Source organism: Pseudomonas sp. 25 R 14, from assembly GCF_900004755.1.
In the GTDB taxonomy this organism is placed as follows: Bacteria; Pseudomonadota; Gammaproteobacteria; order Pseudomonadales; family Pseudomonadaceae; genus Aquipseudomonas; species Aquipseudomonas brenneri.
The window spans coordinates 15,128-39,482 of sequence record NZ_CVTS01000039.1 but is presented as its reverse complement, the minus strand read 5'-3'; the positions used below and the strand labels follow the sequence as shown (position 1 = coordinate 39,482).

Genomic DNA, 24,355 nt, shown 5'->3' with positions numbered 1-24,355 from the left:
CCGGTCGGGCCCATAACCTCCCGCTTCAATTGGCCACTGAGTCGGCGGGCAGCGAAGGCGCTCAGGTTGCATGTTGAGGCGGGCGCCTTACCTTCGCTGTTCATGGACAGCTAAGCCTTTGGGCCAGGATCAGTCATTAGGCAAGTGCAATTGCACTTCCATGGCGTCATGAAGGAATCGGACGACCTCGATCACGTCGTCGCTTGCTACACGATAAAACACGATATGGCGTGGGCTTTTGACCGCCCCATGGGGCTGTTTGGCCTGCTGGCGTGAATAGATGAGGTGATAGCTGCGAAGGCCCGGTGCCAGCTCACCGCGTTCGTAGCTGCCAATGCGATAAGGCGTGTCGGCAATCGCTTGCAGCGCGGCGAGGATTAGCGCCTGATACCGCTGGCGTGCTTGATCGCCGAACTGCGTCTGGGAGAGCCTGAGGATGTCGACAATGTCGGCGCGCGCCGCGTTGGAAATCCGATACTGCGACATGCTCAGTGTTTCTCGCGCGCGGGGAGGGTTGCCTCCAGGCTCAAGCCCTCGAGGTAGTGCTCCAGATCCCCTTCGTTCAACTTAGTAAAGCGCCCTTGCTCAAGGTCCATGATGCCGATAGAGGTCGCCTGACGCAGGGCCTCAACTTTGGCAGTGTCTTCGGCGACGCGCTGCTCCAGTAAACGCAAACCTTCTCGCATCACTTCGCTGGCATTCTGATAACGGCCGGACTGCACCAGGTCATGTATAAGATGTTCCTGGTGAGGGGTGAGCACAACGTTTCTCGTTGCCATATTGAACTCCAGCTTTCGGTAAACAGTTTTTCCGAACATTGGCATATTATGCCATTTTGCTTTTGAGAACATTGTTTTGGATTTTAATCTGACGGACTGTGTCATACGGGTAATTCTTTGCGCCGACCCTACAGCACGCGGTTGAAGTCGAGAAAAAGGCCGTACCAGGGATGTTTTCGGCAGTTTGACTAGTGTGGACCTTGGTCCTTCAGTTTGGCCAAGCCTTGCTTAATGTGTCCGGCGTTCTCACCGATCGTGTGTAGCGCACCGCGAACATTTTCGCCGGTGTCTGTCGCACCATAGCATTCAGCTCTTAAGGTCAGCTCCATTACGGCCGCCTCTAAGGCGAGCTGGTTCTGGTACAAGCGCTCAAGGACGTCACCTAGTGAGTATTCAGTTGGCATTGTAGTGGTCAACTAATCCCGGACACGACGTTAAGTTTTTCTTCGGCCCAAGCCGGCGCCAGCCCGCCGTTGAATTGACGGGGTCGAATCCAGTTGTACCGATGCATCAAAAAATGGCTGATGTCGCGCTGAGCCTCTTGAGCCGTTCGGTAACCCGTGGTCGGTAACCATTCCGTTTTCAAGCTGCGGAAGACTCGCTCCATCGGTGCGTGTCCCAGCAATTTCCTCGGCGACTCATGCTCTGACCTATGCGATATCGCCATAACCGCTGACGAAACAATCGGCTTGCATATTGGGCGACCCTTGATCCGAGTGGAATAATAGACCCGATGGCCTGCCACGCTGCTCGTAGGCCATATCCATCGCCTTGATCACCAGTTCAGCGTCCGGCTTTTCCGACAGAGTCCAGCCCACTATCCGGCGCGTACAAAGATCCACGATCTACAGCTAGGTAATGCCATTTTCCCTGCGCCCAAATGTAGGTGATATCGCCGCACCAGACTTGATTGGGGGCTGGCACATCAAACTCGCGGTTCAAGGTGTTCGGGATATCAAGCCTTTCTACTGTCGCTCGTTTGTAGGCATGTGAGCCGGGTTGTTTATTGACTAAATCAAGTTCGCGCATCAAGCGGCGTACTTTAAATCGACCGAGTTGCTCGCCGTCCTCACGCATCAGTGACAGGATGCTGCGGCTGGCTGGACTACACCGCGCCTGTATTTAGTTGGTAGCATATGGTTATTATTTGGGCAAGACTATTCCTCATTCGGTCTGGTAACCGTAATGGTCTTGAGGCAGGGATATACGCAGACGCCTATCGCAACTGGGTGTGCATCTCCTCAATCTGGGACCGGGAAACTCGACACGATGCTCGAACCGCTGATCGCTGGGTTGCTCACCAGAGCTTGGCTGTTGGTGCCTTCTGACATGTTGTGCTCCCAGATGGTCGAAAAATGCATTGAGTTGAAGAAGTCGCGGGAGAAGGGTGTCGCTTCGCCCACCGAGTTCAACCCCGGTGGAGCAGACGATCGGCTCAGTCTGGTCGGCAGACCAATGGACCACAAGGGTAAAAGCCTTATCCGAAAGGGCTGCAATCTGAACAATCAACGAAATATGGATCACGCCAAATGAAGAAATCTAAAAGCACAAAAAATGATAAGAAAGAAAACCACGAACAAGCAATTTTAGATCTTGCAGCGCCCAATCTCGAAGGTATTTACAGAGCCTATACTGTTTGCGAAATCCAGAAGGATAAACCTGACAGAGCGATAATACTCTCAAGGCCACATTCAAAACTAATACGAGGTTGGTTAAAAGAGTCAAAAGTTGGAATAGAAATCACCACCGCCGATCCGCGGGAGCATCTCGCATATATCAATGATCGAAAGGCCGACAGAGAGAAAATACATACCCAAATTGAGGAGGCGATTTCAACCAGAACCGCACCTAAAAGACCCATGAAAAAAATTGAAAACCTAATGCGCCCCAATTGGATATTCGAAGGAATCAAAGATAAGGCAAACAAATATCAAACCTACGTTGAGAGTGGAAGTTTCGTAGAGCTAGTACTCCTATGCTATAGCGACATCATAGCAACCACAAACAAAATTTACCTCGATGGGCTGAAGGATTGGACCGAATATTTCCTCAGCGAGTCAAATTTTCCATTTGATCGCGTGTTATTTATTGGTGCTAATAATTCTTGCGACCAGATATATAAAAAATCCCACAAACGAAAAACCAAGCCAGCGGCTTTTAAATATGAAGGATGCACTATTGAGACTTCCACTTCAGGGATGATACCAATAGAGGTAACTTATAAGATTGAAGCGGCAAGAAACGCTGAGGCTATTATCAAGCCTGAACAGGCTGTGATCGATCGCGGAACTAGCGATCCAATACATAACTCGACCGAGTGACGGCCATTTGCCAAGAGGTCCGCCAGCTAGGCCGCAAAGCGGCCAAACCAACGTCATAAGCCTCACCACAAGGCTTCCACCTGCCGGCGAATGCTGCTGTTCTCCTGCAGAGCCCACCCCGCCAGAAGCTCCTGGAGAACATCTCCCGCCGGGCTTCGCTCTCGCGAACTCAGTTCAACACCCTCTACCTTAATCCGTTCGAGCGCTACGCCGAGTTGGTGCAACTAATCCATGCCTCTCAAAACCATCACCATGTCCATCTTGGGGGCCTCTTGGACCATAGCTTAGGTACTGTACGAAAAGAGATGTCGCAAACACCGCATGGAACAAGCCAGAGAAACCATAGCGGCATAGCTTTTTGCGAGCTTGTCGAAGCGATTCATTGATTTTAAATTTGATGCGCCGCTTACAAAAAGCTCCGTCAGGCAACGCCTTTCAAGATTTTTTGGGGGTTAACGAATGAAGAATTTCAGGGGTTTTGACAGTGATTTCAATCTCCTCATTGAGCTGATGGTGGCAACTAGCGGCTTCAACCACCTTTCGAGCAATGGCGATGAATTTTTCCTGCCACTCAACACCTTCAGGTATGCCCCGAAATGATATTTGGCATGATGCAGGGATGGAGCAGGGCGGAAGTGGCTGGTCTTCGGATCGGACGTCATCAGTCAAGTTTATGTCTCCTTGCATAGTCCGGCCCTTACGCCGGAGCAGGTTGCTCTTTATAATGAAAGCGCCCTTGGCCGAAGGGCGCTCAACTTAACAAGAGACGATTGCTCAGAGAGCCGGTCTGCGGCTCCATCCATGGATGGCGTAATCCAGGGTCACGATGGCAGCAGCTTCGGAAGCCACCTTGTGGAAAGTGTTGTCCTTGGTCTTGTCACCGTAATCGCTGATGCCGCGAACGACTATCACAGGCACGTTCTGCTTGTCGCAGGCGTCGAACACCCCGTAGGCCTCCATTTCAGCTACCACAGCTTTGTCGTGAATGCCTTGGAAACTCTCGAAAAGTTTCGAGTCTCGAATTAGCAGTTCGCCGGAAGCAATGGTTGCAGGGGATACTTTTAGCTGGGCAGCAACCTCACCCGCTATGGACGCTACCGGCATCGCGAAGCCAAGCTTGTTCGCATGGTCTTGCAGGCGATCGGGCAAGGACGCGGTTGCGAAGTAAGCATTGAGATCTTGCTGGGTAGAGAGCCCAGGTCGAGGCATTTCCGGTCGCGCTGCAAGCTCGCCACCTGCAAGCGCTGCCGCTCCTTCGTAGTACACGACGCGTTCGGACAAGATGACTTCACCGAGGCTCAGTTTTTTACGCCGGCCTGCAGCGATCCCCATCATCAGAACTTTTTTGGGTTTCAGCTCCGACAGCAGGAGCGTTGTGATGGCGGTTGCATTGACGTTGCCAGGATTGCCGAGAGAAGCGATGACGCAAGAAAGTGGGCCGTCAGGTCGTTGAATCGTCACGGGCCAATAGTGGACTCCATGTGCGGTGAAGCGCGCGGGAACATCTTCGCCAACACCGAACATTTTCTTTGCAGCTGCCAGCTCAATAGCGATGGCCGTGATGACCAGAAGGTCTGGAGAGCGTGCCGCTTCCCTGGCCACGATCTCATCTTGGAACATTCCTACGGAAAGATCTGCCAGCTTGTCCAGGCTGTGGAGCGGCTCCTGCAGAGACATGCTGTCCAGTCGGCCTTTTACCTGTTCGCCCGTGAATGGAAACAACGTCAGGGGCTCCTTGAAGAAGTTTGCGTGAAGGCCGAGCGCTCCTTTGCCGTCCTCGCTGAACCCACCAAGGTTCAAGTCAAATGGCAGCACGGGCAGCTTCCATCTGCGCATCTTGCGGGCTCGGTCAGAAACACCTTTACCGCCACCCAGCGCAATCATCGCCGTGGCAACTTCCACTTGTTCATCACCGATGTTTCCGCCGGTGACCACGTCGTCTTCGAGGTAGATGATCTCCGCGAAATTTTCAGCCGAGAGCCGACGGATGAGCATTCGCTGCTCTGGAGTCATTTTTTCCTGCATGGCCAACTTAGAGGTCACGATCTTCAACTGGCCGGCAGGGGGGGAGCCAGCCAACAGCATTTCTGCCTCGTAGGCCACCGTCCAATCGAAGGTCAGCGCATCACCACCTTCATTGGTGGGGCAGCCTGCCAAGTAGACGACCAAGCCCCCCTGCGCAGCCAGGACGCTCTTAGTAACCGCACGAGTGAAGTCATGCGCGAAGTCGATCGTGGCCTTCTCTGTCTTCTTGGAGATGCTGCCTGCGATCAGAATGAATTCATTTTCAAGATTTGCCATCGTGACAATTCCAGTAGCTGATGTGGTGAGTGTTGGCTGGCTTCTAATCGTTATGGGTGTAGCAGGGCATAAATCTCATCCCTATTTTTGAGCGCCAGTTGAATGACTTCGGGACGTTGTACAGCTTGATCCTCCGTGAGGTTGAGCTGGAAAAGCAGGTAGAGCAGCAATGCTTGGCGGCACTCCAGATGCATTTCTCCGTTTTCCATTGAATAGTCACTCTCGATCAGGCGACGCTTAGCAGGACTGAGCTTGGGATGAGCAGTGAGAACGACGTCGACCATCTTGTTCCAGGCTGTATCCATCGATGCTCGCTCATGATCTGGGCCTGCGTACTGAGCACGCTTAATACGTGTCAGCGAGAAATCTCGGAAGTCATTGCGTTTATGGCAGTACGCTCGTGCATGCCAGCGATTTCCGTCATGCACTAACGCATGAGGGGTCAGCTTACGTTCACTGCCTTCGGGGTCAGTCATGGACTGGTACGTGACCTCAACTGAACCATTCTCACGAATGGCTCGCAGAATCTCACCGACAACATCTGCGTTAAGACGTCGTCCCAGTTTGGGAATGCCAGCGACGGGGGATTGCCATCCCAAAAAGCTCCCGTAAGGCACATCTGGTTGAACAGCCACGCGCAACAAATCTTCGAGGTAACGTTCAACTGCACTGGACTGAAAAACCGGCTGGAATGCTTCCGTCGCTCGGTAAACACGCGCTCGCGTGTCGTACTCCATGTTGTTGGAGGCCAGCTTTGTATACTCGGTTATATCCAGCGAAGCTTGTGGCACCGATATGCCGAAGAAGTCAGTGAGATTGCTTCGGTTGATTTGTCCATCCCACCGCAACCGATAGTCGATGAATTCCAAGCGACGCTCCTGGCCCCAACGCGCTCCTTGCCGACCCTTAGTGGGTTGCTCGTCCGTGGGATTGGAATCGTTTGTCATGTCGAACCTCGATAGCGTATAAAAACTAGACCGCATCTAAAAACTATGCGTATAGTAATCATACGCTAGCAAACTGTTAGGTGCAATTTCTCCCTGCCATCCACCGTTTCGGTGTTTGTAGAGAATTGGCGACTGACAGCGAGCCGTTTGAATGGTGCGTGCATGAAGCAGGCGTCGTTCCGCCAATCCATCCGTCGGCATGTGGTGTAGCTGTTGGTAGGAAGGCTGTTGCAACTATCTCAACCATTTCTAGGAGGGAGCGGCCGATGCCACTTACCAATACGCAGGTCAGGTACTACGACAGTAACGTGTTGCGCTTGCCGAAGGATAAGCGCGAAACCTATAACGCCCAGGTCGATCGGCTCATCGCCGCGTTGCGCGACAGCCTTAAGAAGCAGGACAAGATATCCATCAAGCGCGTGGTGAAGGCTGGCTCGTTCGCTAAGCACACCATCCTTCGGAAGACTTCCGAGGACGCCGTCGATGTGGATGTGGTGTTTTACATCAGCGGCGAAAAGGTAGATGAGGAAACGTTTTCAAGCCTGAGCCAAAAAATCTATGAGGCGCTGATCAAGCTGTATCCGAACAAAGCGGTTGAGGACTTTGAGATCCAGCGCAAGGCCGCGACCGTTACGTTCGTTGGTACCGGGCTGGACGTGGATATCGTTCCGGTCATTGAAAACCCGAACAAGGAAGGTTACGGCTGGCAGTTCGACCGTATCGATGGCTCGAAGACCGAAACCTGCGCGCCGTGCCAAGTGAAATTCGTTAAGGATCGCAAGGATCAAGATCCTGACTTCCGCACTCTTGTACGCTTGGCCAAGCGGTGGCGAACGAAGGCTGAGTGCCCACTTAAGTCCTTTCACATTGAGCTCATCATGGCTCACGTGCTGGAGGTGAACGGAAAAGAGGGTTCTCTGGAAAAGCGTTTTCGAGATTTTCTCCTATACATCGCCGAGTCCGGCCTGCAGCAAGTCATCAAATTCCCCGAAAACCGAGCGGCCTCCGATTTCACTGACCCTGTCGTGATTCTTGATCCCGTATGCGACACGAATAACGTGGCCAGCCGGATTACTGAGGACGAACGCAAGGAAATTGTTCGGATCGCAGAGGCGTCTTGGGAAACGGCAAATTTTGCGTCTGTCGAAGGTGATTTCGAAGTCTGGAAAGAATTGTTCGGCCGAGCTTTCAAGGTGGAGGATGCAGCATGACCCAGACCACCACTCAAACGACGACCTACACCACCACAGATATCGAGGCTGTGGTGCGTCGTATAACCTCCGACCTGGTGATGATCGCTTCCAGCAGTGGGGCGGTGACCGAAGGACGCGCTCGAGAATGGGCGAATGACATTGAGCTGTTGGCTAAGAATGGCTATCTGAATTACGTCGATCTAACCCTCCTTAGTCATGGTGTCGAGCAAAAGGCAACTCGGTTTTACGTCAACGAGTCTGGGACGCTAGCTAATGATCGTCCCGGTGATGCCCGATGGCCGAAGGTTGCTGGGGCCCTTCTGCGAATCGTACTGTCTCACCACAACACTTACGATCAACAAGCACAAGAAAAATTGGCCGGGAGAATGAAGATCTCCTGGACGACGAGCAACGACGATATCAGTCACTCGCGGCTGACACAGAGCGGTGGGCGTGAATACTCCAGCAATGGCTATGGCATACAACGCAAGGATTACACCTGATGACTAAGAACAGCGTATTCGATGCCGCAATCGACTTGCCGCAACGCCAACTGACTGAGCGTGAGGGCGTATTGCTAGGATTTGATAGCCGCTATGAGCGCATTCACAACCAGCTTCGCTTACTGCTCAACCAAGGACAGTTGCAGGAGTGGAGTAACACTCACCACAAAAGTGTATTGCCCATCTGCAATCTCATAGCCGACCAATATCCACTTGTGATTTTCCACGGGGACGTGGGTACAGGAAAGACAGCGACAGCAGAGTGCATTGCGAATCGTATCGTCCGTGAGTCGCGCACTGAAGATTCCGTATTGTTCAAACTGAGCAACCGTGTGCGCGGTTCGGGCAAGGTCGGTGAAATGGGCACCCTGTTGACCCAAGCCTGGGCAGAAGTTGTGGAGGCCGCCGGCAAAAACCGCCGCGCCATTTTGATCATTGACGAGGGAGATTCGATCGCAGCCTCAAGGTCTCAAAGTCAAAGTCACCACGAAGACAAGGTTGCAGTGAACACGCTGATTCAAGGTGTCGATGATTTACGGAAATATGGTGGTCGTGTCGTGGTGATCCTTTGCACCAATCGGCTGTCGGTGCTTGACGCCGCTCTTCGCCGACGTGCTGCCATCGTGGAGGAATTCACCCGACCAGACATCGGTGAGCGGAAAGCGCTTTTCAGCATGGATCTGGCGGGGATGGGGCTTTCGGAAAAACAACTTGGCGAGTTGGCAGCGGCAACCGGAGAACGGGGGAGTCAACCCGCCTGGACGTACTCCGATATTCGTACTCGATTGTATCCATCAGCCATGGCCAAGGCTTTCCCAGACCGCGCCCTGAGCTTCAAGGATCTGACTGAGTCACTTTTATCGATGCGCCCGTCTCCCGTCATGGAAGACAACTAACGCATGCTGCCCGCGGTAGCGATGCTACTAACGCGTAGAACATTCCAATGTAAGCGGAGCACCTATGAAAGCAGGTAAAGAGATATTCGTGTCGGTCGACATTGAGGCTTCAGGCCCAATTCCTGGCAAATACAGCATGCTTTCTATAGGGGCATGCGTCGTGTCAGACGTCGATGCCCAGTTTTCCTGCTATATCAAGCCCATCTCTGATGACTTCGTCCCGGAAGCAATGGAGGTTACTGGTCTCTCGCTAGAGAAGCTCCGTGCAGACGGCCTGGAACCGGCAGACGCTATGTCTCGTTTCAAAGCATGGATTGACTCATTGGCTTCTGATGGCGAAACCGTAGTGTTCGTGGGATTTAATGCATCCTTCGACTGGGGGTTTGTAAATTTTTACTTCCACCAGTTCCTCGGTGAAAACCCATTTGGTATAGCCGCATTGGACATCAAATCGATGTATTTTGGCGCTTCAGACTGCGCATGGAAAATGACGCGATCTAGCGAAATAGCGAAGGTAGTTAACCCTGCGACTGTCGGTGATCATGATGCCTTGCACGATGCCATTTATCAGGCGGAATTATTTTCTCTGATCCGTAAGAAACTTATGGAGTAAAACTCCTTCGTAATCTCATCGACCCGAGTTTGATAAATCTTAAATGCTTCACTCTGCTCTAAAGCGGGGAGGGTGGAGTATGTCTTTTTCAATGAATATAAGGAGGGGGAATGGGTTCTCGTGGCTACCTAGGTTTTATTAAGGATAACCCTGTTTACAAAAATGCTGAAAAGGATTGGTATGTTGAACTGACTAACTACACAGTTTTTTGGTTTGACCTGTTAGTTAACCCGCCCGCAGGTGTCGACTACCAAAAACGTATCTCAGACCAGTTGCGTGCGTATCGAAAAGAAGTTGAGGAGTGCAATGATAAGCGCTTCGTCTATTTTATCACCTCTAGAGATAAAGTTCGGTTTAGTACCAAGAAGTCTCCTGAGTATAGCTGGACTAGAAAAGAGGTCATCATTCACCTAGAAGTAGGTTCGAAAAGAAAGCCTAAAAAAGTCCGCCTTCCAGCTTTGCCAGAGTTGATAGGTGTTGAGCTTCCAGTCATTTTTGATGAAGGTCGTTTCATCGGGCTCTGGGGCCCTGGACAGCCCTATGCAACAGGGGTGTCTGTACATGATTTTTTGATGATGCATAGCATCAATCTTGGGATCGATACAGAGGTTTTATACGTCGGCTCCACCGATGATCCAGCGCGTCGCCCATTGAAACGAGATCACCGTGGCTATAGTGACTCACTGTATGGCATCTCAACCGCCGAGAAAGACATATTTGTTTATTATAATTTGTTTAAGGCTCTTTCGGTTACCAAGGAGAGTCCATATGCACTTCATTTTATGTTAGGTAACTCGATAATTGATGAAGTGCAGAAGAAGGAGGAAGGCCTTTTGCTTGAACACGGCCTCATCCATTATTTTGGAGCGAAGAGCCAAGAGAAGAGTAGAGAGCAGGAATATGGCAGGCTACGAGAGGGCATGAGCAGGCTGAAGGAGAATTATAAGATCGCCTCTATTAACTTTCACATGGAAGCAGCAACCCCGACGGAGTATTGGACGCTTTACTCCAGTCAAGTGCAGAGTGAGCACCGTCACCGTTTCTCTCTTACGTTGGATGGCGGTCAGGTTAAAACTGGCGAAGCTCAAAGCCCGCTCATGCAGTCTAGCGATATTAAACCGGCTGTGATGGAAACGTAGTTGTGGTGGTCTATTTAGCGATCATGGCTTTGATTTTTGATCTTGCTTTTATGATGGTAAAAAGGGGGGGCGATAATGTCTGTATTTATGGTGACGTGGAACCTCAACAAGGAAGGTGATCGCTATAATGAGGTCAGGCGATTATTTATACAAAACCTAGAACGCTATGACAACACCAAGGATCCTGGGTTGGAATCTGTAAGGTGGATAAACTCAGGCGCTACCGCACAACAAATATCCGATGACCTTTCGACTAAAATTGACGGCAATGACCATTTAGTTATAATCAAAATGAATAGGGGAGAGTTTTACGGTTGGTTAGCTAAAGAAACTTGGGCATGGATTGAGGCACGGCTGTAATTTCAGTCAATGCGAGCGAATGTAGCATGGTATGAAGGCATCTTCAGGCTTACTTTAAAGAGCGATGCGCTTGCATCACTTGGACTCACGATGCAAGCATCCTCCTGCTGAGGCTTAAAGCACGGCGTATCACGAAGTTGAAAGTCACTAATCAGATCCGGAGAGCCAGCGTGCTGGCGATGCCGAGCGAAAGCATGGATGAATTACCCGTGGCGAAGACCCAAGATGTCACACAATACCACTGCCCCGACTCATGTATACAGAAGTCCCTTTTAGAGCGAAACGATCGCGACTTGACAATTATTGATGTCTAGATTCAAGATTGCTCCTCGTGGAGCGGCCACCTTCAGTCCTAGATCCTGTAGAGCAATAGCACCGTTGATTCATGCGTCATCCTCTTTTGCCATTCTTTTTGGTAGCAGGGACTAGGACACTGCCGCCCAAAAGGAATAGGCCATGAAACCCACCGTATCGCCTCTGCTCCAACATATCGCTTACCTGGCTAAACGCCGCCTTAGCGATCCAGAAGCACCTTTGACGCCTGAAGGTCGTGGGATGCTCCAGCATTTTGCTGGCCGCCCATTGAAGCACAGTCATTGGTTGCAGATCACCGCTCGCGAGTTGGGTCTGGAATACAACCAAGTTTCTCGTGAAAGCAAGTTGTTCGAAGCTTATTGTGATTTCAACGTCCAAAGGCGCTTTTGGGTTATACCTGTCCGGTTCGTTTATCAGCCTGATGTCTACTCGCGTCAGCTTCAAGCCTTAGGAGATGCCGCAGATGGTAATCGCTCCCTGGCTGAAACTGCGGCGCAGCATGATGTAACTTTTGATCAATTCGATTTCAGTAGTTCGCTGCTTGAGTATTTGATTGCTAAGGTAGGGACGCTGACGCTCAACTTCTACGGTGTGAGCGCTAAAAATTCTGTTATTTGGGAAGAGTGGCTAAGCCAATGCACCTCATTTGAACGAGCAGATCTTAGAAACTGCAAGTTCGTGCGCCTATACGAAGACCCAACAATCCGCCCTGGTACGAATATCTACGAAGGCAATTTTGCACACGCCAATCTTGCGGGTGCAGACCTGCGTGGATCGTATCTGCGTGGGGCGGATTTCTTCGGGGCGAATTTAGAAGGAGCCGACCTTCGTAACGCAAATTTATACGAAAGCCGCCTGACTGGAGCCAAGGGGCCTTACAAGGCGGGCGAAGTGGAATCATCCGTATGGCATATGGATAAGATATGGGCATAAACCTACTATTATTCACCGGCTGCCATTGTTCAAAGTGCCCAATGGAAGCCGTTGAGTTTACTATCCAAATAAACAACGAACACTGAGGATAACACCATGTTGATGATCGGCGGTTTCAATCCTTCTTTGCCTTGGAGAGGGCAAGAGGTTGCCAAAAAATACATCGGAAATTTAGCCAAAGTTGGAAAATGGCTTAGCATTGGAGGTGGTGCGCTGTTTTTCATCCCGATCACTCAGGAAATGGCGCTCACTATTGGTTGCGCCATGATGGCTATCGCTCTTTTTCTCGGACGAGAGTACCGGAAGTACGTTGATGAGCTTCTCGCGCAGACGTCGTTAATTAAGCTCTTGTTGCTGCTCGCTCCAAGCTGGCGGTTCCTCCTCATCACCACACTTCTACTTGGTGCAGGGATTGGCTTGAGTGAGTGGGAGGCCTTCGGTCAAATGAAGGATGTCGTCATAGGTGTGGTTACGTCAAGCGCTGTCATTGATCTCAGCAGGTCGAAATCTGACATCGCTGGACGGTAATAATAAGCAATTGAAGCGCTGCGTAGGTGCGCACCCAATAGCCCCCGGAAACAGGATTTTTGACACATATGCCACCTGAAGATTTTGATGAGCTCACCTCTGATGCTGGCGAAGTCGCGTTAGTCCAGACGACGGAAGTGATTGCTGATCCACTAGGTCATCTCTCTGTCGAGCAAGTTGAAAGTATTTATCAGCGATATTTAGAAGGCGAAAAGGTCAGGGATCTATTTACTGAGTTCTCCATCAAGACTAATGTAAACTCACTCTTACCACTCCTGCCTCATTTGGAGCGTAAAGATCTTACGTGTCCTCATTGCGCTTCCCATGCAACTCAGAAGCGTTCTGCCCGGAATAATACTGCGAATAAACCAGTGTGCACTGGGTGTGATCACATTTTTCCGACTTGTCGGGATGATACTTGTGGTTGTAGCGCCTGTGTAAATGAATACCTGGGTCAGCTCAATGGTAACGGCATACACTGCAGAGTTCCTTATGAGGGACTGACGCTTCGTGAAAAGATAATCTTGCTCGCTGCTCTTACGATGGCAGGCCCAACTGATGTGGCATGTTTATCGTTTGTGCAGCTTCAGCGATGGCATCGCCGGTTGGCACCTACGTCAGAGTATCAAAATAAGTGCATCAGCGAGTTATTCAGCAGGCATATCATTCTGGTATCGTCAGAAACATCAATTGATGCTCTAGATTTCTACCGTCAATATGAACGATATGATTTTTTGTCGTGGAGTCCTAATGTCAGTGATGATGCTGGTGGCCTGGCACTAGATGTTCAGTCCCTTCAGATGCTAATCGCTTACGATCTAGAAAAAAACAAGGCTGAACTTGAACCCGTTTTGAAGGCGCTAATCTATGAGGTTGCTGAAGAAGAGCTCATGGAGTATCTGAGCTACCGAGTGGAGAACGCATCGGTAGTATTCAAGGCCGAACGCGCAACACGCGAGATTTTGAGGCCATTGCTTGCCTCTAGCTCTGTCAGCAACATATTTAGCATTATCTGGAAGGCTGTTAAACAAGCGGATAAATCGTTTGAGAAAGGAGTTTTTAAGGGGGCCACCCACGCTGGTAACTGGATTCCGTCTGCCATCGTGCGGATAGCTGAGGAGGAAAAGCAGTATGAATATGAGCGATTGAAGGGATCTAAAATCTGCCAGATTTCTGAGGTCATTTACAGCCTAATCCTGGACGACCCCGATGGTAGCTTCAAGATACCTCTCCCGCGTTACACAGCCGAGGTGATGCGACCGGTGCTCGAAGGTATCAGTAGTGCAAAAGACGCGAAAATCGCGTGATTTTGTAGGACGTCAAAAATCAGCAGAGGGGTGTGCGCCCTCTGCTGAATTTGTTACACGTCACTTGCGGGGTTTGCCCGCATCACTCCGTTTATCTCGAATCTGTCCATCTTGATTGCGAGAACGCGGCTGCTCACCACCGCCTGGTTTAGGAACGTTGACGTCTTTGTTGATAGGGCGACGATCTGTCATACGAAATCTCCTTCATGCGTTAAGGATCTTACGAAAATACATCGGTAGACAGCGGGCGCATCAAGCAATAACCACAATATGTGGTGTTTTTTGATTTTCCTGAACGCAACATAGTGTGTTTTGGCCGGCTTCGCAATTGTTTTGGATCACATCCTGATGGAACTTGAACGTGGAATGCTGCGGGCAGCGAAACTATTGGCTCAGCCATACAAGCTAGGCTTGCCCGCGAGCTCAGAAATCAAGCTATCATCTGGCCATTATTGTTACCTACCAAGGATGGGAGGGTAGGCACCCTAAATGGGCGCTCACTCCATCTGATGGTCCGATGGCAAGCAAGGAGAATCGCAGTGAGATCCCAGGTCAGAATCATCAACTCGACGCAGTTACAAAACGCGAACCCGAGTCTTGTAGATCCAGTCGGGTACCGCAAAAGCGGGCTCAGTTTGAATCACATCATTGGCTGTCCACTCGACTGCAGCTACTGCGTTCGTCACCTTTATGGAAATTTCGATCAGCGCACGCCGCAGGCGCTGATGAGCGATGAAGAAGCCTTCCAGCGATTTATCAATCACACGTATTTCCAGCCTCATATCACACCTATTCAGTTGTTCAACCGGGCCACCGACCCGATGCTCCCCGAGGTCAAAAGTCATACCCACAATTTGCTGCGTATGCTTGATGAGGCTGGGCTAACCAATAATGTGCTTGTGATCACTCGATGGCGTGTATCTCAGGACGATTGCGAGCGCTTCAATACGCTCAGAAATATCAAGCTAACAGTGCTGGTTACCTACTCAGGAATTGCTGATCCGAAGATCGAACCCATCAAGTCTTCGATCGCCACCAACAGCCTGAAGATGCTGTTCCGCCATGCCAAATACTACAAAGTGGTGTTGTATTGGCGCCCGATCGTTCCTGGGTTAAACGACTCGTCAGAACTCATTGCAAAGGCCGCGGAGCTCGCCAACTATGCCCACGCGACCGTATTTAGCGGGCTGTTCTATCGAAAGGAGATAGCCGAGTTTTACCAGAGCCAAGGAATCCCCGAGCCATACAAAATGACGGCCAGGAGAAAGCTCCTGCCACTGGAAGATGAGCAGAGGCTATTGAGGTTGTACGGGGAGCAGAATCAGGTGACACCGATCTTCCACAAAACCTCTTGCGGAGTTGCCTTTGCGCATGCGCAACCAGATTACAACGGACACTTCGGCATCACCGAACTGTGCGATACCTGCCCCAGCTCGCAATTTTCCATATGCAAGGCGGCATGGAAGAAGCCAGATCAGCAGATTCTCAATCGAATGTGCCACGAACTGGGTGCTGTGGAAGACCCGCAGGTGAATGACCGTGCGATTGTCGTTCGTGGTCTGGACGAACAGCGTCGTTACTATTTACAGCACTCCCTAGGCTATCAGGTGCACGACGCTGACAAGCCCCACCACTACGCGCGCCATGGCCGCGCCGAGGCAACAAGGAATCTCTGATGCTGAAAACAGACTTCGCCTGGCCCTCTGAACCAATCATCATCGTAGACGTTGAGGGCAATGGACATACGCCACCCGACTTGGTCGAAGTGGGAATCGCCTCATTTCCACCTATGGAAAACCGCGAACTTTTGTCTTGGTTAATCAAACCCGTCAACCGGATCACTTGGCAGGCCCAGCGAATCCACGGTATTAAAAATGCGGAGCTGGAAAGTTGCCCATCCTGGGCTGAGATCATGGACGACGTCGAGCAGCACCTGCAGAACCGATGGTTCGTCGCGCACAATGCGTCGGTCGACTATGGCGTGATGAAGCGTCACTTGCCCGAATGGTCGCCGGTGGGGGTCATCGACACGTTGAAACTTGCTCGTCACGTTTACCCTAACGCCAAAAGCCATCGGCTTGAGTCATTGCTCATTGACGCAGGGCTGCGCGATAAGGTCGCCGACCAGCTCCACCGAGCAGCTGATGATGCTTATGCGACGGCCTTATTGCTTGATCATCTCATCGAAAAGTCATCTGCCAGCACTTGGCAGGAAATCTGCAAAATTGCGCAGCTCAAAACGCAACCTGACGAGCAATCGCCTCCCCCGGAGCAAGGAAGCCTATGGTGAAGCCTGTTTTTTTAGGTGTCACTGGAACGCACTCCACGGGAAAATCCACCTTCTGTGAAGCGCTCAAAGTTTCACTTGAGTGCAAAGGCATCTGCGTTGCAACCATTCCATCTTTCGGGAAGCTGGCGGTACAGCAAGGTATCCCGCTGCTCACTCAGCATACCTACGACTCCACGATGTGGTTTATCGACCGTACGCTCGAGGCGCAACGAACAGCGGCTGACTCTGCCGAGGTGATATTGGTTGATCGACCGATCATCGATGCCGTGGCGTATTGGAATGCCGCAGTCGAGCATCGGGGTAAACCTGCACCGATGCACCAGGTAGATGCGGTCAAGTCATTAATCACCAGCCAGCTTCCTGGCTACACGACGATCGTTGCGACCAGGCTTGATAGCTCCATTGCTCTCGGCCCAGGACGTGATACCAACTTGTCTTTCAGGGCGTCCGTCGACAGCCATTTGCACCAGATTTTGAGCGACTGCGGGATCCAGCATCAGATGCTTGTTCCTGACGTACGGGATGCTCTTCTCGATAGCTTACACACTCAAATCCTTCGGAAATTGGAGCACTTATGACCGCCGCCCGTACGGGACTCTTGGCAGGAAAGCAGGTTAGGCGCCTCGGGTTTGGCACCATGAGGCTCACGGGGCCGGGCATCTGGGGCCCACCAGCTTCAGAAGCTGATGCTGTTCAGCTCCTGCGTAAAGCGGTGGAGTTGGGCGTGCAACACATCGATACCGCTGACGCCTATGGGCCAAATGTGGCCGAGGGGCTAATTCGTAAAGCGTTGTTTCCCTATGCCGACGACCTGATCATTGCGACTAAAGGTGGCTTCACCCGCCAAGGCCCCGGCAAGTGGACGCCATGTGGCGTTCCAGCGTATTTGCGCCAGTGCGTTGAGATGAGCCTCAGGCAGCTCAACGTCGAAGCGATAGATCTGTATTACTTGCACCGTGTCGATCCAAATGTCCCTTTGGCTGACCAGGTCGGGGAGCTTGAGAAGATGCGTCAAGAAGGGAAGATCAAATGCCTGGGCTTGTCGAAAGTCGATATTCTTCAACTCACGCAGGCGATTGCGATTGCGCCCATCGCCGCGGTTCAGAATCAGTTTAGCATCCTGGATAACCAGTCCGAGGATGTGATTCGCTGGTGTGAGCAGAACGAAACAGCGTTCATTCCCTACGCGCCTTTGAGTGCCGGAAGGTATTTTTCAACCGGTGAGGTTCGAGACCAGCTTGCCTCGGCAACCCATGCCTTGAAATGGCTTCTGAACTACTCGCCGGTCATGTTCCCAATTCCGGGCACATCCAGAGTTGAACATCTGGAGGAAAACCTCAGATCGGATATTGAGGGCTAGCACCTCGTGCGCTCTCTCATCCCACACATTGGCCTATGGGCTATTTTTCCCAGCTGCTCGAGCGGCACTCTAATGTTTACCGATGGAGATTGGCTTTGAGTACCCGCATTCCACCTTTTAGTTCGCAACACCTAGAAGCTGCATGTCGTGTTCTCGCTGATACGGAACGTGGCTTGAGCGGCACTCAAATTGGATATCTCCTCCAAGACATTCGCGTTCCAGACGCCGACGCCAACAACACCAAGTGGAAACGCTTGTTCAACGCGTTGGCACAAATGCAAAACCAGCATCAGGTCGGGAACCATCTCATCCTTTTCATCAACAGCGCTATGAATCCTGTGAGCTACGCCCGGGATAGTGAGGCCTTTATTTGGCGCAGGGATGAGCTCAACGTTGTCCTAGCATTCTCGGGATTCTATGTACGCGATGATGGAAAGGTCGGGCGTGCGGACAAGGCAACCACTCTGGATGTGGCCCGCGCCCGTGTAGGCCGGCTCAAAGCTGCGCTAGAAGCCCGAGCAGTGCATGAGGAAGTTGTGAAATATTGCCGTGCAGAATTGTTGAGCGAAAATTACTTCCACGCTGTATTTGAGGCTACAAAGGGGATTGCGGCACGAATCCGAAATCTGTCGGGCTTGAATGGTGATGGTGCCGATTTGGTGACAAAGGCTTTCCTTGGGCAAAGCCCTATGCTTGCCGTGGGCCCCTTGGCCACCGAGTCTGAGAAAAGTGAGCAGAAGGGATTCGCGAATCTGCTAATCGGACTGTTCGGCGCCGTCCGCAATCCTTTGGCGCATGCGACGAAAATAGATTGGCCTATGTCCGAGCAAGACGCGCTCGACATTCTGACGATGGTATCGCTGATGCATCGTAAACTTGATGTCACCCGCAAGATAAATCCTTAGGTTCATAGGGCGGGCCAGCGGATTTCTTCAGCCGCCTTGTGCCGACTCACCTCTATCGAGAAAAATGCGATGCCGGTCTATCTCATTGGTCAGTTACAGGCCAACAATTGCATTCACATCAAAATTGGGCGCGCTAGCGACATAACGCGCCGGCGGGGTCAGCTACAGACCGGTAGCCCCTTTCCCTTGGAAGTAATGGGCTGGATTCATTCAGAAAATGATGCAGCTCTTGAAAGGAAGCTTCACATCCATTTCGCTCCACAGAGGCAGATAGGAGAATGGTTCCGGATCGAACCTGCTGACGTCTTGCCCATCCTGATGGATGAAGGCGAGGATGGATTCATAGCGAAAAATGCTGATGCATTCGAAATTACGGGGTATGGGCGAGACGCATTACCGGAATATATGGGCGTCTGGGCATGGGGTGATTTGGAGATCCAAGAGTGCTGCCCATTTTGTGGATGCTTTTGCGGTATGCATTACCAAGACGCTTCCTGCATGTACCACTGCATCAATTGTGATGTGCTCACAGACTTTTCGGATATCTCGCGGGACGATCGTGATTGATCTTCGCGCCTCGAACTTTCTCGATCATGGCCGTGAAACAAAGGTTCGCTAAGTGAAGGTGCTGCCGCGGATTGGTGGTCCTGTGACGAAACGCGAGATTGGGTATTCGTGGCGGGGTGGCGGTGATCAACGTCTAAGCCAGCATGCGCTTGTCGAAGGCGATTCTCATGTGGAGAGTTAACGCGACAATGAGCTACTAGGCATGAAAGGCCTAGGGTGAGCCAAGCCTTTTCTCACCAATGTCTCTCAGCCGCAAGTTCCTCCTTGATCTCAGGCACCAAGAACGCAAACAACCGATTGTATTTGAGGTCTTGGCGGTACGCCGGATCTTTGCTTCGCAGAGCTTCTCGAATGATTTTGCGGCGTTTTTCCCACGTCTTTTTCGTGTCCTGGGAGGCCAACGACTCTGCTTGGTGGAAAGCTTCCAGTGTCCAGCCGAAAGGCAACAAGTAGGCTTTGTAGTAGTCGAATGCGGTGTTCGTCACATTGATGAGGCGGGGCAGGCGGTAGCCAATGGGGCGACCATATCTTGCGCTGAGAACAATGGATACTGCGCCATGAAATCGGCCCTCATGAAATGAGCGAGGCAGCGAAATCTGAGGCATTGCGAGAGTCATACGTTCTCGCAGCTCGCTCCAGGCCAAGTCAGCCTCGGGCTCCTCGCTGGTACCGTGTTCTAGCCAAAAGTCGTGGAATTCTTGGCGAAGTCGGGCAGGAGCGATCGTTTCCTCCAGCTCTTTTCGGTGGGTCACGTAGTCGTAGAAATAGACCAGTTGTTGTTCCGTATCGACAGTTAGCTGATCAAGAAACACCTCTTCTTGATGCCATTCGTTGAAGATCATCCGACCTTTGAGATGTGGAACCGCGTACCAGCAGGTCAGCGCCATACGTTTTGCTTCTCGGGAGCGCTCCAACGTTCGCTCATTCACAACGAAGACGTTCAGGTTATTGAGGTAGAAAATATCCTGTTCAGCGGTACGGTTTTCTTGGGGATTGAAGCCCTCGAAAACCCACACGATGGCACCACCGTTGACGCGGTAGAACTCTCTTCTGCCTACGATCTCCGTAAGAAAGGTAGTGGACAGCTGGACTTCAAACGCAAACCGCTGCTGCTTCCGGTAAACTTGAACATCAGGCTTGCGCCATGTTGCCCGGTCAGCGATGGGCATTCCACGCCATACCTTTTCAACCTCTGGTTCCGAGCAGGTCGAATCGGCATACAAGCTGTCCCTAATAATGCCTTTGAGTCGCAGGTGAGCCGCGCTTTCTTTCGCAGCGTTGTATTTCATCCGATTGATCTGATCGACGCTGAATGCCCCTTTAGTCGATATCGGGCAGCCCCTGGTGCCTTCTTCATCCGGATGGTGACGGAAGTGAAACCGCCGCTGATGCGTAAGCACGAGCATCACCGCACCGCCGCAAATCCTGCATATCAGCCATGGCTGATTCGGGTTGCGAGTGTAGCGGCCGGCGAGTTCGTTCCTATCCTGTATTACGACCACCAAATCGCGCCTCAGGAACGTGTCTACGTCCAGAGGCTCCCCGTTATCGAGATTTAGGATTTCGTTTAGCAGCATTTGATCCGTAGGCTGGGCTACGTCATAAGTGAACATTGATCACTCCCTGATTGGTCTTGCATCCTGGTCTGATGGGTGGAACGCATCATTCCTATTGAAAGGTCGCGGGGCTGCTATGGTGCCATCACGCCCATTGAGTCAAACCTCAACCGGCCGTGCATTGACTTAGGTGGGACTTACGGGAAGAAAATGGCTAGCCGTCCGGCAACTCACCTACCCGATCCCGGCCATAAGAGCTAGAGGGTAATTCGCCATACACTTACACCCGTTCCTCATTGATCGTATTGGTCTCCGTCACCCTTGGGTCATGCCGCTATGTTCGGGGGGAGGACAGTATCGCGTCCCTGCACCGGGCCGGCAGTATTTCAGAGGTGCCAGAAGATAGTAACCGACAAGCTGAGGTGATCGGATCGCGCTCGACGGCGGTTTGGGAGCAGAAGCGTATGACTTTTTCGAGAAGGGGCTGTTGGACCTCAGGCTGGGGGCATCCTTTTCAAACCATCCAAAGCATGCCCTCAGATATGCCCCCAATGTAGCAATCCACTGGAAGTGGATGGATCTCCATTGCCTATGGAGCGGCAGAAATGATCAGCTAAACAGCCTGCCCAACGATACCTAGAGACTCTCAGGGTCGCCGCTGAACATCCCGCCTTGTCCGACGGGGTGCTGAATCATGGTGACGTCCATGTGTCGCTGTTTCCTCACGTTGAATAATCAAAGACCTGTAGCAGGCCACTTTCTACTGGGGGAGTACTACTCGACGACATTGTCTGGGCCAGTGCTTCCCAAGATGTTTCGTCCATACGGGAACGATCTGTCGAGCTTTGGTTCAACCTTTGCGCGCCACCCACACCGCTTGAATCGCATCTCGCATCTCTTCTGATGCGTTGAAAACCGTTTGACGGAAGCGATTGCTGGCTCCGGTTGAGGCATTGATCTCATATGCTTTGGGCGCTCGGGAGGACCAGGTATCGGGAAGGTAGAGCCCACTCAAATTGAAGTGGGACGAAGAATTCCTCGTCCGCATCCCCGCTGTAATCGGTGATCTGCACCCCCCCGGTTGCCTTACCTTTGGCGATCACCCCAACGCCGGTGTGGTAAAGGAATACAGTGGACCCTTTGCTAATGCGTCGAACCGCATTTTTGCGGTCGTAGTAGGCAGCCGCCTTACCTTTCTTTCCATCGCCAAGCATGTCGCGCCAGGCGTCGTCCATGTAGGTGCGGTTGGTGTTGACGATGAAGATGCCCGGGTTGACCTCCATCAACAGGTCTAGCTCGGGGTTGTAGGTGTCGAACTGGATGAATGGGTTGCCCGCCACCTGATACAGCTTGTACGTCAGGCTGTCGATGTGGACACCCTTTTTCGACCAATACTGAATCGCCTCCAGAGTGTCACGGTCGACACCATTTGTGACGACGACGAATCGCTGGTCTTGATTGAACTCTTGCTCCTTGAGAGGAGCCTCAAGCCCAAAATACTCTTGATGACGCGTACTCAGGGCACCCTCTAGGCGCTGTTGGCTCTGGACCATCGCTTCCAGTTGTACATAGGTATAGCGACCGAATTTTTGCCCGTAGCGCATGACTTGAAGCAAGTTCTCGGCACTGGATTGCCACCGCTTCAGCTCGAATATAAAAAGGGTGCCCTTGCGGTCGGGGGCCAGAATATCAGCCTCTTCTTGGAACTGTCGTTCCTGGGCTAGCAGCATAAGCTGCTCTTCTGGGATCAATTCCACGAGGTGTGACGCCAGAAACTCCTCGATGTACTTCTCGCTGATGCCTAATGCATCGGGGCGTTCTATCGGTACGCGACGACTGCTAGCGAGAGCCGGTATGGTCAACTCGTAAAGCATTTGTGCTATTCCTTAGCTCCGCGATCAGCGGGCGCAATGATGGCGATTCAGAATTAGTTTGCAGCTTGCCTTCTGTTACGAAGAGTGGAAAGCCGGCTGTACCATCTATGGCGCTAGGGCAATGTCCGCCTCAAGCCTGCTTAGCTCACGATTGCAGGTCTTTGAATAACCAGGCCTTGAACTGCTCCACTGCGGCCTGCCGTCGTTGTCTCCGCGGAAGAACGACGTGATGCCCAACATAGCGCACCGATTCACTGCCACCTTTTAGCGGGGCAAAAAATTTGCCAGCAATCAGTTCTTGGCCTGCACTGCCAGGATGTATATTTTTTGACGATGACCAAGTCAGCGACTTCTTCACCATCGGTGAACCTCGGCGGTTTCAAGAGGGGATGGACGTGTCCTGCGTCCGCAGGAAGTCGAAGAGCTGCAGGCTCAACGGGGCGTGTAGTAGATGGCGTCCAGAAGCGCTGCGCGTCCCAACCAGATTTCGGCGTCAGCCGCATTGCTCGGCTGCGGATGTCTCCACCACGGATCACCGTGCATCGGCTCAATCATGCGCTGCCAGTAGTTCTCCAGGTTCGTTGTGCTCGGGCTGACACCGAAGTTTTCGCACAAGTCCTTTCGGTTGGCCGAATCGATGCACACGAATGCGTCAGGCCGCTTCATCGCCAAGAGCCTAGTCGCGGTCGGTAGTCCGCCGACTCGCCCGTCCTGATCGAAGGCTGCTCTGAACGCTTTGCAGTAGCGGTCGTAGTCGTCCTGCGTGACCGCGCCCATCAACGGGATGAAATCGAGGGCGTGGGAGAGGCCTGTGGGCGCTTCGATGACCAGGTTCGCGAACGTCCCACTTGCGCCCATGCTCCCGAAAAGCCCGTAGTCCACGCCTGGCTGCTGAGACTTCTTGCGCCCGAGAGTGCCGGCGACCAGCTTGCGGTCGTCTTCGTTCCACTTCGCGTAGGGTATGCCAGTCGCGAAAAGGGCGCGAGCCTTTGTCAGAACGCCCAAGCGCTCCTTAAACAGGTGCGCAGACGGGTGTGATGAGCTTCGGACCTGCACGAGGAAGTCCGCCCAGCTCATGTCATGTGGCGCGCGCTTGGTATTCGGCTTAGAAGGTGGCCGAACGTCAGCGAACTTGATCAGTTCCTTTCGCGCAGCCGTCTTAGCTGCGTACTGGTGACGGTATCGAAAGAGGAACTCGTGAGAGATCTCCTCCGCTCCCTTCCACGCTTCTGCGACGAAGCGACTGAGCTCTACCAGCGCTGCATCGTCGAGCGAGCCATCAAGCAGCACGCTCGCCTCGACGTTTCGGCTCATCGCCGCCTTCGTGAGATTTGGGCTCCCGACCACGCAGCGTATGCGTTGCCCGTTACGAAACAGGTAGACCTTCGGGTGGAACAGGTCGCCCGTAGGAGGAACAACGGCTGCGGCCGCTAGCGCTGCTGCCCGCTCAAGCACCTCGGGTTGCGTCTGGAACATATGAGTGCCGACAACGAAGTGCTCGAACTTCGAGCTGTCTTTCATCGCTGCCTCGAAGACCGCGTTCTCGGTCGCCCAGGCTACTGCCCATTGCATCGACTCGCAGTTCTCGACCAGCGCTAGGAGTGTCGACTGCGTCTGCGAAGCCGACAGGAACTTCACATCCATCTCTACTTTTCCTCGTGTTTCTAT

General features: G+C 52.2%; 27 protein-coding genes and 3 pseudogenes. 18 read left to right on the top strand and 12 right to left on the bottom strand.

Annotation, left to right across the window (positions count from 1 at the left end; all coding sequences use genetic code 11):
• Positions 1-129: 129 nt before the first annotated feature.
• The 4 genes and pseudogenes from BFQ03_RS11990 to BFQ03_RS11975 form a co-directional block, all read right to left on the bottom strand.
• Entirely contained in the window at positions 130-486 is a 357-nt protein-coding gene (locus tag BFQ03_RS11990) for a type II toxin-antitoxin system RelE/ParE family toxin (RefSeq protein WP_065943208.1), read from the bottom strand.
• A 2-nt stretch (positions 487-488) separates the two neighbouring features.
• Entirely contained in the window at positions 489-779 is a 291-nt protein-coding gene (locus BFQ03_RS11985) for a type II toxin-antitoxin system ParD family antitoxin (RefSeq protein WP_065943306.1), read from the bottom strand.
• A 188-nt stretch (positions 780-967) separates the two neighbouring features.
• Positions 968-1,183, bottom strand: coding sequence for a hypothetical protein (locus BFQ03_RS30620; RefSeq protein WP_065943207.1), 216 nt, complete (start codon positions 1,181-1,183; stop codon positions 968-970).
• Positions 1,184-1,191: 8 nt separating this feature from the next.
• Positions 1,192-1,898: pseudogene (locus tag BFQ03_RS11975) on the bottom strand (IS3 family transposase); the annotation flags it as partial.
• Positions 1,899-2,048: 150 nt separating this feature from the next.
• Between BFQ03_RS11975 and BFQ03_RS11970 the strand changes: the two are divergent.
• From BFQ03_RS11970 to BFQ03_RS30615, 3 genes and pseudogenes are all read left to right on the top strand, one after another.
• The gene (locus BFQ03_RS11970) at positions 2,049-2,312 is read left to right on the top strand and encodes a hypothetical protein (RefSeq protein WP_065943206.1); all 264 of its coding nucleotides are present in this window, start codon (positions 2,049-2,051) and stop codon (positions 2,310-2,312) included.
• The gene (locus BFQ03_RS11965; protein WP_065943205.1) at positions 2,309-3,100 is read left to right on the top strand and encodes a hypothetical protein; all 792 of its coding nucleotides are present in this window, start codon (positions 2,309-2,311) and stop codon (positions 3,098-3,100) included. Before BFQ03_RS11970 ends, BFQ03_RS11965 begins: the two co-directional genes overlap by 4 nt.
• 5 nt (positions 3,101-3,105) lie before the next feature.
• Positions 3,106-3,387, top strand: a pseudogene (locus BFQ03_RS30615) (TraI domain-containing protein); the annotation flags it as partial.
• On the opposite strand, the pseudogene BFQ03_RS30235 reads toward BFQ03_RS30615, so the two are convergent.
• The 4 genes and pseudogenes from BFQ03_RS30235 to BFQ03_RS11955 form a co-directional block, all read right to left on the bottom strand.
• Positions 3,385-3,477 (bottom strand): annotated as a pseudogene (locus BFQ03_RS30235) (IS5/IS1182 family transposase); the annotation flags it as partial. The pseudogenes BFQ03_RS30615 and BFQ03_RS30235 sit on opposite strands and share 3 nt — an antisense overlap.
• Before the next feature lie 58 nt (positions 3,478-3,535).
• On the bottom strand, positions 3,536-3,769 hold the full coding sequence (locus tag BFQ03_RS29785) for a hypothetical protein (RefSeq protein WP_139115683.1): 234 nt from the start codon (positions 3,767-3,769) through the stop codon (positions 3,536-3,538).
• 105 nt (positions 3,770-3,874) lie between these two features.
• Positions 3,875-5,401 (bottom strand): phosphorylase family protein, encoded by a 1,527-nt coding sequence (locus tag BFQ03_RS11960; protein ID WP_065943204.1) that lies wholly within the window; start codon positions 5,399-5,401, stop codon positions 3,875-3,877.
• Positions 5,402-5,451: 50 nt separating this feature from the next.
• Positions 5,452-6,270 (bottom strand): helix-turn-helix transcriptional regulator, encoded by an 819-nt coding sequence (locus tag BFQ03_RS11955; protein ID WP_239695240.1) that lies wholly within the window; start codon positions 6,268-6,270, stop codon positions 5,452-5,454.
• A gap of 344 nt (positions 6,271-6,614) precedes the next feature.
• On the opposite strand from BFQ03_RS11955, the gene BFQ03_RS11950 reads away from it, so the two are divergent.
• The 9 genes from BFQ03_RS11950 to BFQ03_RS29780 all read left to right on the top strand — a co-directional run bounded on the left by BFQ03_RS11950 (position 6,615) and on the right by BFQ03_RS29780 (position 14,135).
• Positions 6,615-7,559 (top strand): CBASS oligonucleotide cyclase, encoded by a 945-nt coding sequence (locus BFQ03_RS11950; RefSeq protein WP_065943202.1) that lies wholly within the window; start codon positions 6,615-6,617, stop codon positions 7,557-7,559.
• Positions 7,556-8,044 (top strand): HORMA-1 domain-containing protein, encoded by a 489-nt coding sequence (locus tag BFQ03_RS11945; RefSeq protein ID WP_065943201.1) that lies wholly within the window; start codon positions 7,556-7,558, stop codon positions 8,042-8,044. The genes BFQ03_RS11950 and BFQ03_RS11945 overlap by 4 nt, the downstream gene beginning before the upstream one ends.
• The gene (locus tag BFQ03_RS11940) at positions 8,044-8,940 is read left to right on the top strand and encodes an AAA family ATPase (RefSeq protein WP_065943200.1); all 897 of its coding nucleotides are present in this window, start codon (positions 8,044-8,046) and stop codon (positions 8,938-8,940) included. The genes BFQ03_RS11945 and BFQ03_RS11940 overlap by 1 nt, the downstream gene beginning before the upstream one ends.
• A 64-nt stretch (positions 8,941-9,004) precedes the next feature.
• Positions 9,005-9,553, top strand: a complete 549-nt coding sequence (locus tag BFQ03_RS11935) for a 3'-5' exonuclease (RefSeq protein WP_065943199.1) — start codon at positions 9,005-9,007, stop codon at positions 9,551-9,553.
• 110 nt (positions 9,554-9,663) lie between these two features.
• On the top strand, positions 9,664-10,692 hold the full coding sequence (locus BFQ03_RS11930) for a hypothetical protein (RefSeq protein ID WP_175403898.1): 1,029 nt from the start codon (positions 9,664-9,666) through the stop codon (positions 10,690-10,692).
• Positions 10,693-10,767: 75 nt separating this feature from the next.
• Positions 10,768-11,052 carry a hypothetical protein gene (locus tag BFQ03_RS11925; RefSeq protein WP_065943198.1) on the top strand — a complete coding sequence of 95 codons (285 nt, stop codon included), beginning with the start codon at positions 10,768-10,770 and terminating at the stop codon, positions 11,050-11,052.
• 456 nt (positions 11,053-11,508) lie between these two features.
• Positions 11,509-12,300: a pentapeptide repeat-containing protein gene (locus BFQ03_RS11920; RefSeq protein WP_065943197.1), complete on the top strand. Its 792-nt coding sequence runs from the start codon at positions 11,509-11,511 to the stop codon at positions 12,298-12,300.
• A 96-nt stretch (positions 12,301-12,396) separates the two neighbouring features.
• A complete protein-coding gene (locus BFQ03_RS11915; RefSeq protein ID WP_065943196.1) occupies positions 12,397-12,828 on the top strand; it encodes a hypothetical protein in 432 nt (143 codons plus the stop codon).
• Positions 12,829-12,896: 68 nt separating this feature from the next.
• The gene (locus BFQ03_RS29780; protein ID WP_139115682.1) at positions 12,897-14,135 is read left to right on the top strand and encodes a hypothetical protein; all 1,239 of its coding nucleotides are present in this window, start codon (positions 12,897-12,899) and stop codon (positions 14,133-14,135) included.
• 60 nt (positions 14,136-14,195) lie between these two features.
• On the opposite strand, the gene BFQ03_RS30995 is transcribed toward BFQ03_RS29780, so the two are convergent.
• On the bottom strand, positions 14,196-14,327 hold the full coding sequence (locus BFQ03_RS30995) for a hypothetical protein (protein ID WP_256585992.1): 132 nt from the start codon (positions 14,325-14,327) through the stop codon (positions 14,196-14,198).
• A gap of 347 nt (positions 14,328-14,674) precedes the next feature.
• Between BFQ03_RS30995 and BFQ03_RS11900 the strand changes: the two genes are divergently transcribed.
• The 6 genes from BFQ03_RS11900 to BFQ03_RS11875 all read left to right on the top strand — a co-directional run bounded on the left by BFQ03_RS11900 (position 14,675) and on the right by BFQ03_RS11875 (position 19,257).
• Positions 14,675-15,811, top strand: a complete 1,137-nt coding sequence (locus BFQ03_RS11900; RefSeq protein ID WP_065943193.1) for a radical SAM protein — start codon at positions 14,675-14,677, stop codon at positions 15,809-15,811.
• The gene (locus tag BFQ03_RS11895; RefSeq protein ID WP_065943192.1) at positions 15,811-16,425 is read left to right on the top strand and encodes a 3'-5' exonuclease; all 615 of its coding nucleotides are present in this window, start codon (positions 15,811-15,813) and stop codon (positions 16,423-16,425) included. Before BFQ03_RS11900 ends, BFQ03_RS11895 begins: the two co-directional genes overlap by 1 nt.
• The gene (locus BFQ03_RS11890) at positions 16,419-17,003 is read left to right on the top strand and encodes an AAA family ATPase (RefSeq protein ID WP_065943191.1); all 585 of its coding nucleotides are present in this window, start codon (positions 16,419-16,421) and stop codon (positions 17,001-17,003) included. The genes BFQ03_RS11895 and BFQ03_RS11890 overlap by 7 nt, the downstream gene beginning before the upstream one ends.
• Positions 17,000-17,785: an aldo/keto reductase gene (locus BFQ03_RS11885; protein WP_065943190.1), complete on the top strand. Its 786-nt coding sequence runs from the start codon at positions 17,000-17,002 to the stop codon at positions 17,783-17,785. Before BFQ03_RS11890 ends, BFQ03_RS11885 begins: the two co-directional genes overlap by 4 nt.
• Before the next feature lie 95 nt (positions 17,786-17,880).
• Positions 17,881-18,690 (top strand): TIGR02391 family protein, encoded by an 810-nt coding sequence (locus BFQ03_RS11880; protein ID WP_065943189.1) that lies wholly within the window; start codon positions 17,881-17,883, stop codon positions 18,688-18,690.
• A gap of 69 nt (positions 18,691-18,759) precedes the next feature.
• Entirely contained in the window at positions 18,760-19,257 is a 498-nt protein-coding gene (locus BFQ03_RS11875; RefSeq protein ID WP_065943188.1) for a GIY-YIG nuclease family protein, read from the top strand.
• A 233-nt stretch (positions 19,258-19,490) separates the two neighbouring features.
• Here BFQ03_RS11875 and BFQ03_RS11870 read toward each other — a convergent pair whose 3' ends face one another.
• From BFQ03_RS11870 to BFQ03_RS11860, 3 genes are all read right to left on the bottom strand, one after another.
• Positions 19,491-20,870: a DUF6035 family protein gene (locus tag BFQ03_RS11870; protein ID WP_065943187.1), complete on the bottom strand. Its 1,380-nt coding sequence runs from the start codon at positions 20,868-20,870 to the stop codon at positions 19,491-19,493.
• A gap of 902 nt (positions 20,871-21,772) precedes the next feature.
• A complete protein-coding gene (locus tag BFQ03_RS11865) occupies positions 21,773-22,687 on the bottom strand; it encodes a PDDEXK family nuclease (protein WP_065943186.1) in 915 nt (304 codons plus the stop codon).
• A 432-nt stretch (positions 22,688-23,119) separates the two neighbouring features.
• A complete protein-coding gene (locus BFQ03_RS11860; RefSeq protein WP_065943185.1) occupies positions 23,120-24,331 on the bottom strand; it encodes a phospholipase D family protein in 1,212 nt (403 codons plus the stop codon).
• Between the last annotated feature and the right edge of the window lie 24 nt (positions 24,332-24,355).

What these genes read in the sequence shown, in the direction of transcription:
- BFQ03_RS29780 (WP_139115682.1), top strand. Translation starts at nt 12,897, where the DNA reads ATGCCACCTGAAGATTTTGATGAGCTCACCTCTGATGCTGGCGAAGTC.
- BFQ03_RS11890 (WP_065943191.1), top strand. Translation starts at nt 16,419, where the DNA reads ATGGTGAAGCCTGTTTTTTTAGGTGTCACTGGAACGCACTCCACGGGA.
- BFQ03_RS11920 (WP_065943197.1), top strand. Translation starts at nt 11,509, where the DNA reads ATGAAACCCACCGTATCGCCTCTGCTCCAACATATCGCTTACCTGGCT.
- BFQ03_RS11965 (WP_065943205.1), top strand. Translation starts at nt 2,309, where the DNA reads ATGAAGAAATCTAAAAGCACAAAAAATGATAAGAAAGAAAACCACGAA.
- BFQ03_RS11885 (WP_065943190.1), top strand. Translation starts at nt 17,000, where the DNA reads ATGACCGCCGCCCGTACGGGACTCTTGGCAGGAAAGCAGGTTAGGCGC.
- BFQ03_RS30995 (WP_256585992.1), bottom strand. Translation starts at nt 14,327, where the DNA reads ATGACAGATCGTCGCCCTATCAACAAAGACGTCAACGTTCCTAAACCA.
- BFQ03_RS11875 (WP_065943188.1), top strand. Translation starts at nt 18,760, where the DNA reads ATGCCGGTCTATCTCATTGGTCAGTTACAGGCCAACAATTGCATTCAC.
- BFQ03_RS11970 (WP_065943206.1), top strand. Translation starts at nt 2,049, where the DNA reads ATGCTCGAACCGCTGATCGCTGGGTTGCTCACCAGAGCTTGGCTGTTG.
- BFQ03_RS11915 (WP_065943196.1), top strand. Translation starts at nt 12,397, where the DNA reads ATGTTGATGATCGGCGGTTTCAATCCTTCTTTGCCTTGGAGAGGGCAA.
- BFQ03_RS11930 (WP_175403898.1), top strand. Translation starts at nt 9,664, where the DNA reads ATGGGTTCTCGTGGCTACCTAGGTTTTATTAAGGATAACCCTGTTTAC.
- BFQ03_RS11870 (WP_065943187.1), bottom strand. Translation starts at nt 20,870, where the DNA reads ATGTTCACTTATGACGTAGCCCAGCCTACGGATCAAATGCTGCTAAAC.
- BFQ03_RS11990 (WP_065943208.1), bottom strand. Translation starts at nt 486, where the DNA reads ATGTCGCAGTATCGGATTTCCAACGCGGCGCGCGCCGACATTGTCGAC.
- BFQ03_RS30620 (WP_065943207.1), bottom strand. Translation starts at nt 1,183, where the DNA reads ATGCCAACTGAATACTCACTAGGTGACGTCCTTGAGCGCTTGTACCAG.
- BFQ03_RS11895 (WP_065943192.1), top strand. Translation starts at nt 15,811, where the DNA reads ATGCTGAAAACAGACTTCGCCTGGCCCTCTGAACCAATCATCATCGTA.
- BFQ03_RS11945 (WP_065943201.1), top strand. Translation starts at nt 7,556, where the DNA reads ATGACCCAGACCACCACTCAAACGACGACCTACACCACCACAGATATC.
- BFQ03_RS11950 (WP_065943202.1), top strand. Translation starts at nt 6,615, where the DNA reads ATGCCACTTACCAATACGCAGGTCAGGTACTACGACAGTAACGTGTTG.
- BFQ03_RS11985 (WP_065943306.1), bottom strand. Translation starts at nt 779, where the DNA reads ATGGCAACGAGAAACGTTGTGCTCACCCCTCACCAGGAACATCTTATA.
- BFQ03_RS11860 (WP_065943185.1), bottom strand. Translation starts at nt 24,331, where the DNA reads ATGGATGTGAAGTTCCTGTCGGCTTCGCAGACGCAGTCGACACTCCTA.
- BFQ03_RS11865 (WP_065943186.1), bottom strand. Translation starts at nt 22,687, where the DNA reads ATGCTTTACGAGTTGACCATACCGGCTCTCGCTAGCAGTCGTCGCGTA.
- BFQ03_RS11935 (WP_065943199.1), top strand. Translation starts at nt 9,005, where the DNA reads ATGAAAGCAGGTAAAGAGATATTCGTGTCGGTCGACATTGAGGCTTCA.
- BFQ03_RS11925 (WP_065943198.1), top strand. Translation starts at nt 10,768, where the DNA reads ATGTCTGTATTTATGGTGACGTGGAACCTCAACAAGGAAGGTGATCGC.
- BFQ03_RS11940 (WP_065943200.1), top strand. Translation starts at nt 8,044, where the DNA reads ATGACTAAGAACAGCGTATTCGATGCCGCAATCGACTTGCCGCAACGC.
- BFQ03_RS11960 (WP_065943204.1), bottom strand. Translation starts at nt 5,401, where the DNA reads ATGGCAAATCTTGAAAATGAATTCATTCTGATCGCAGGCAGCATCTCC.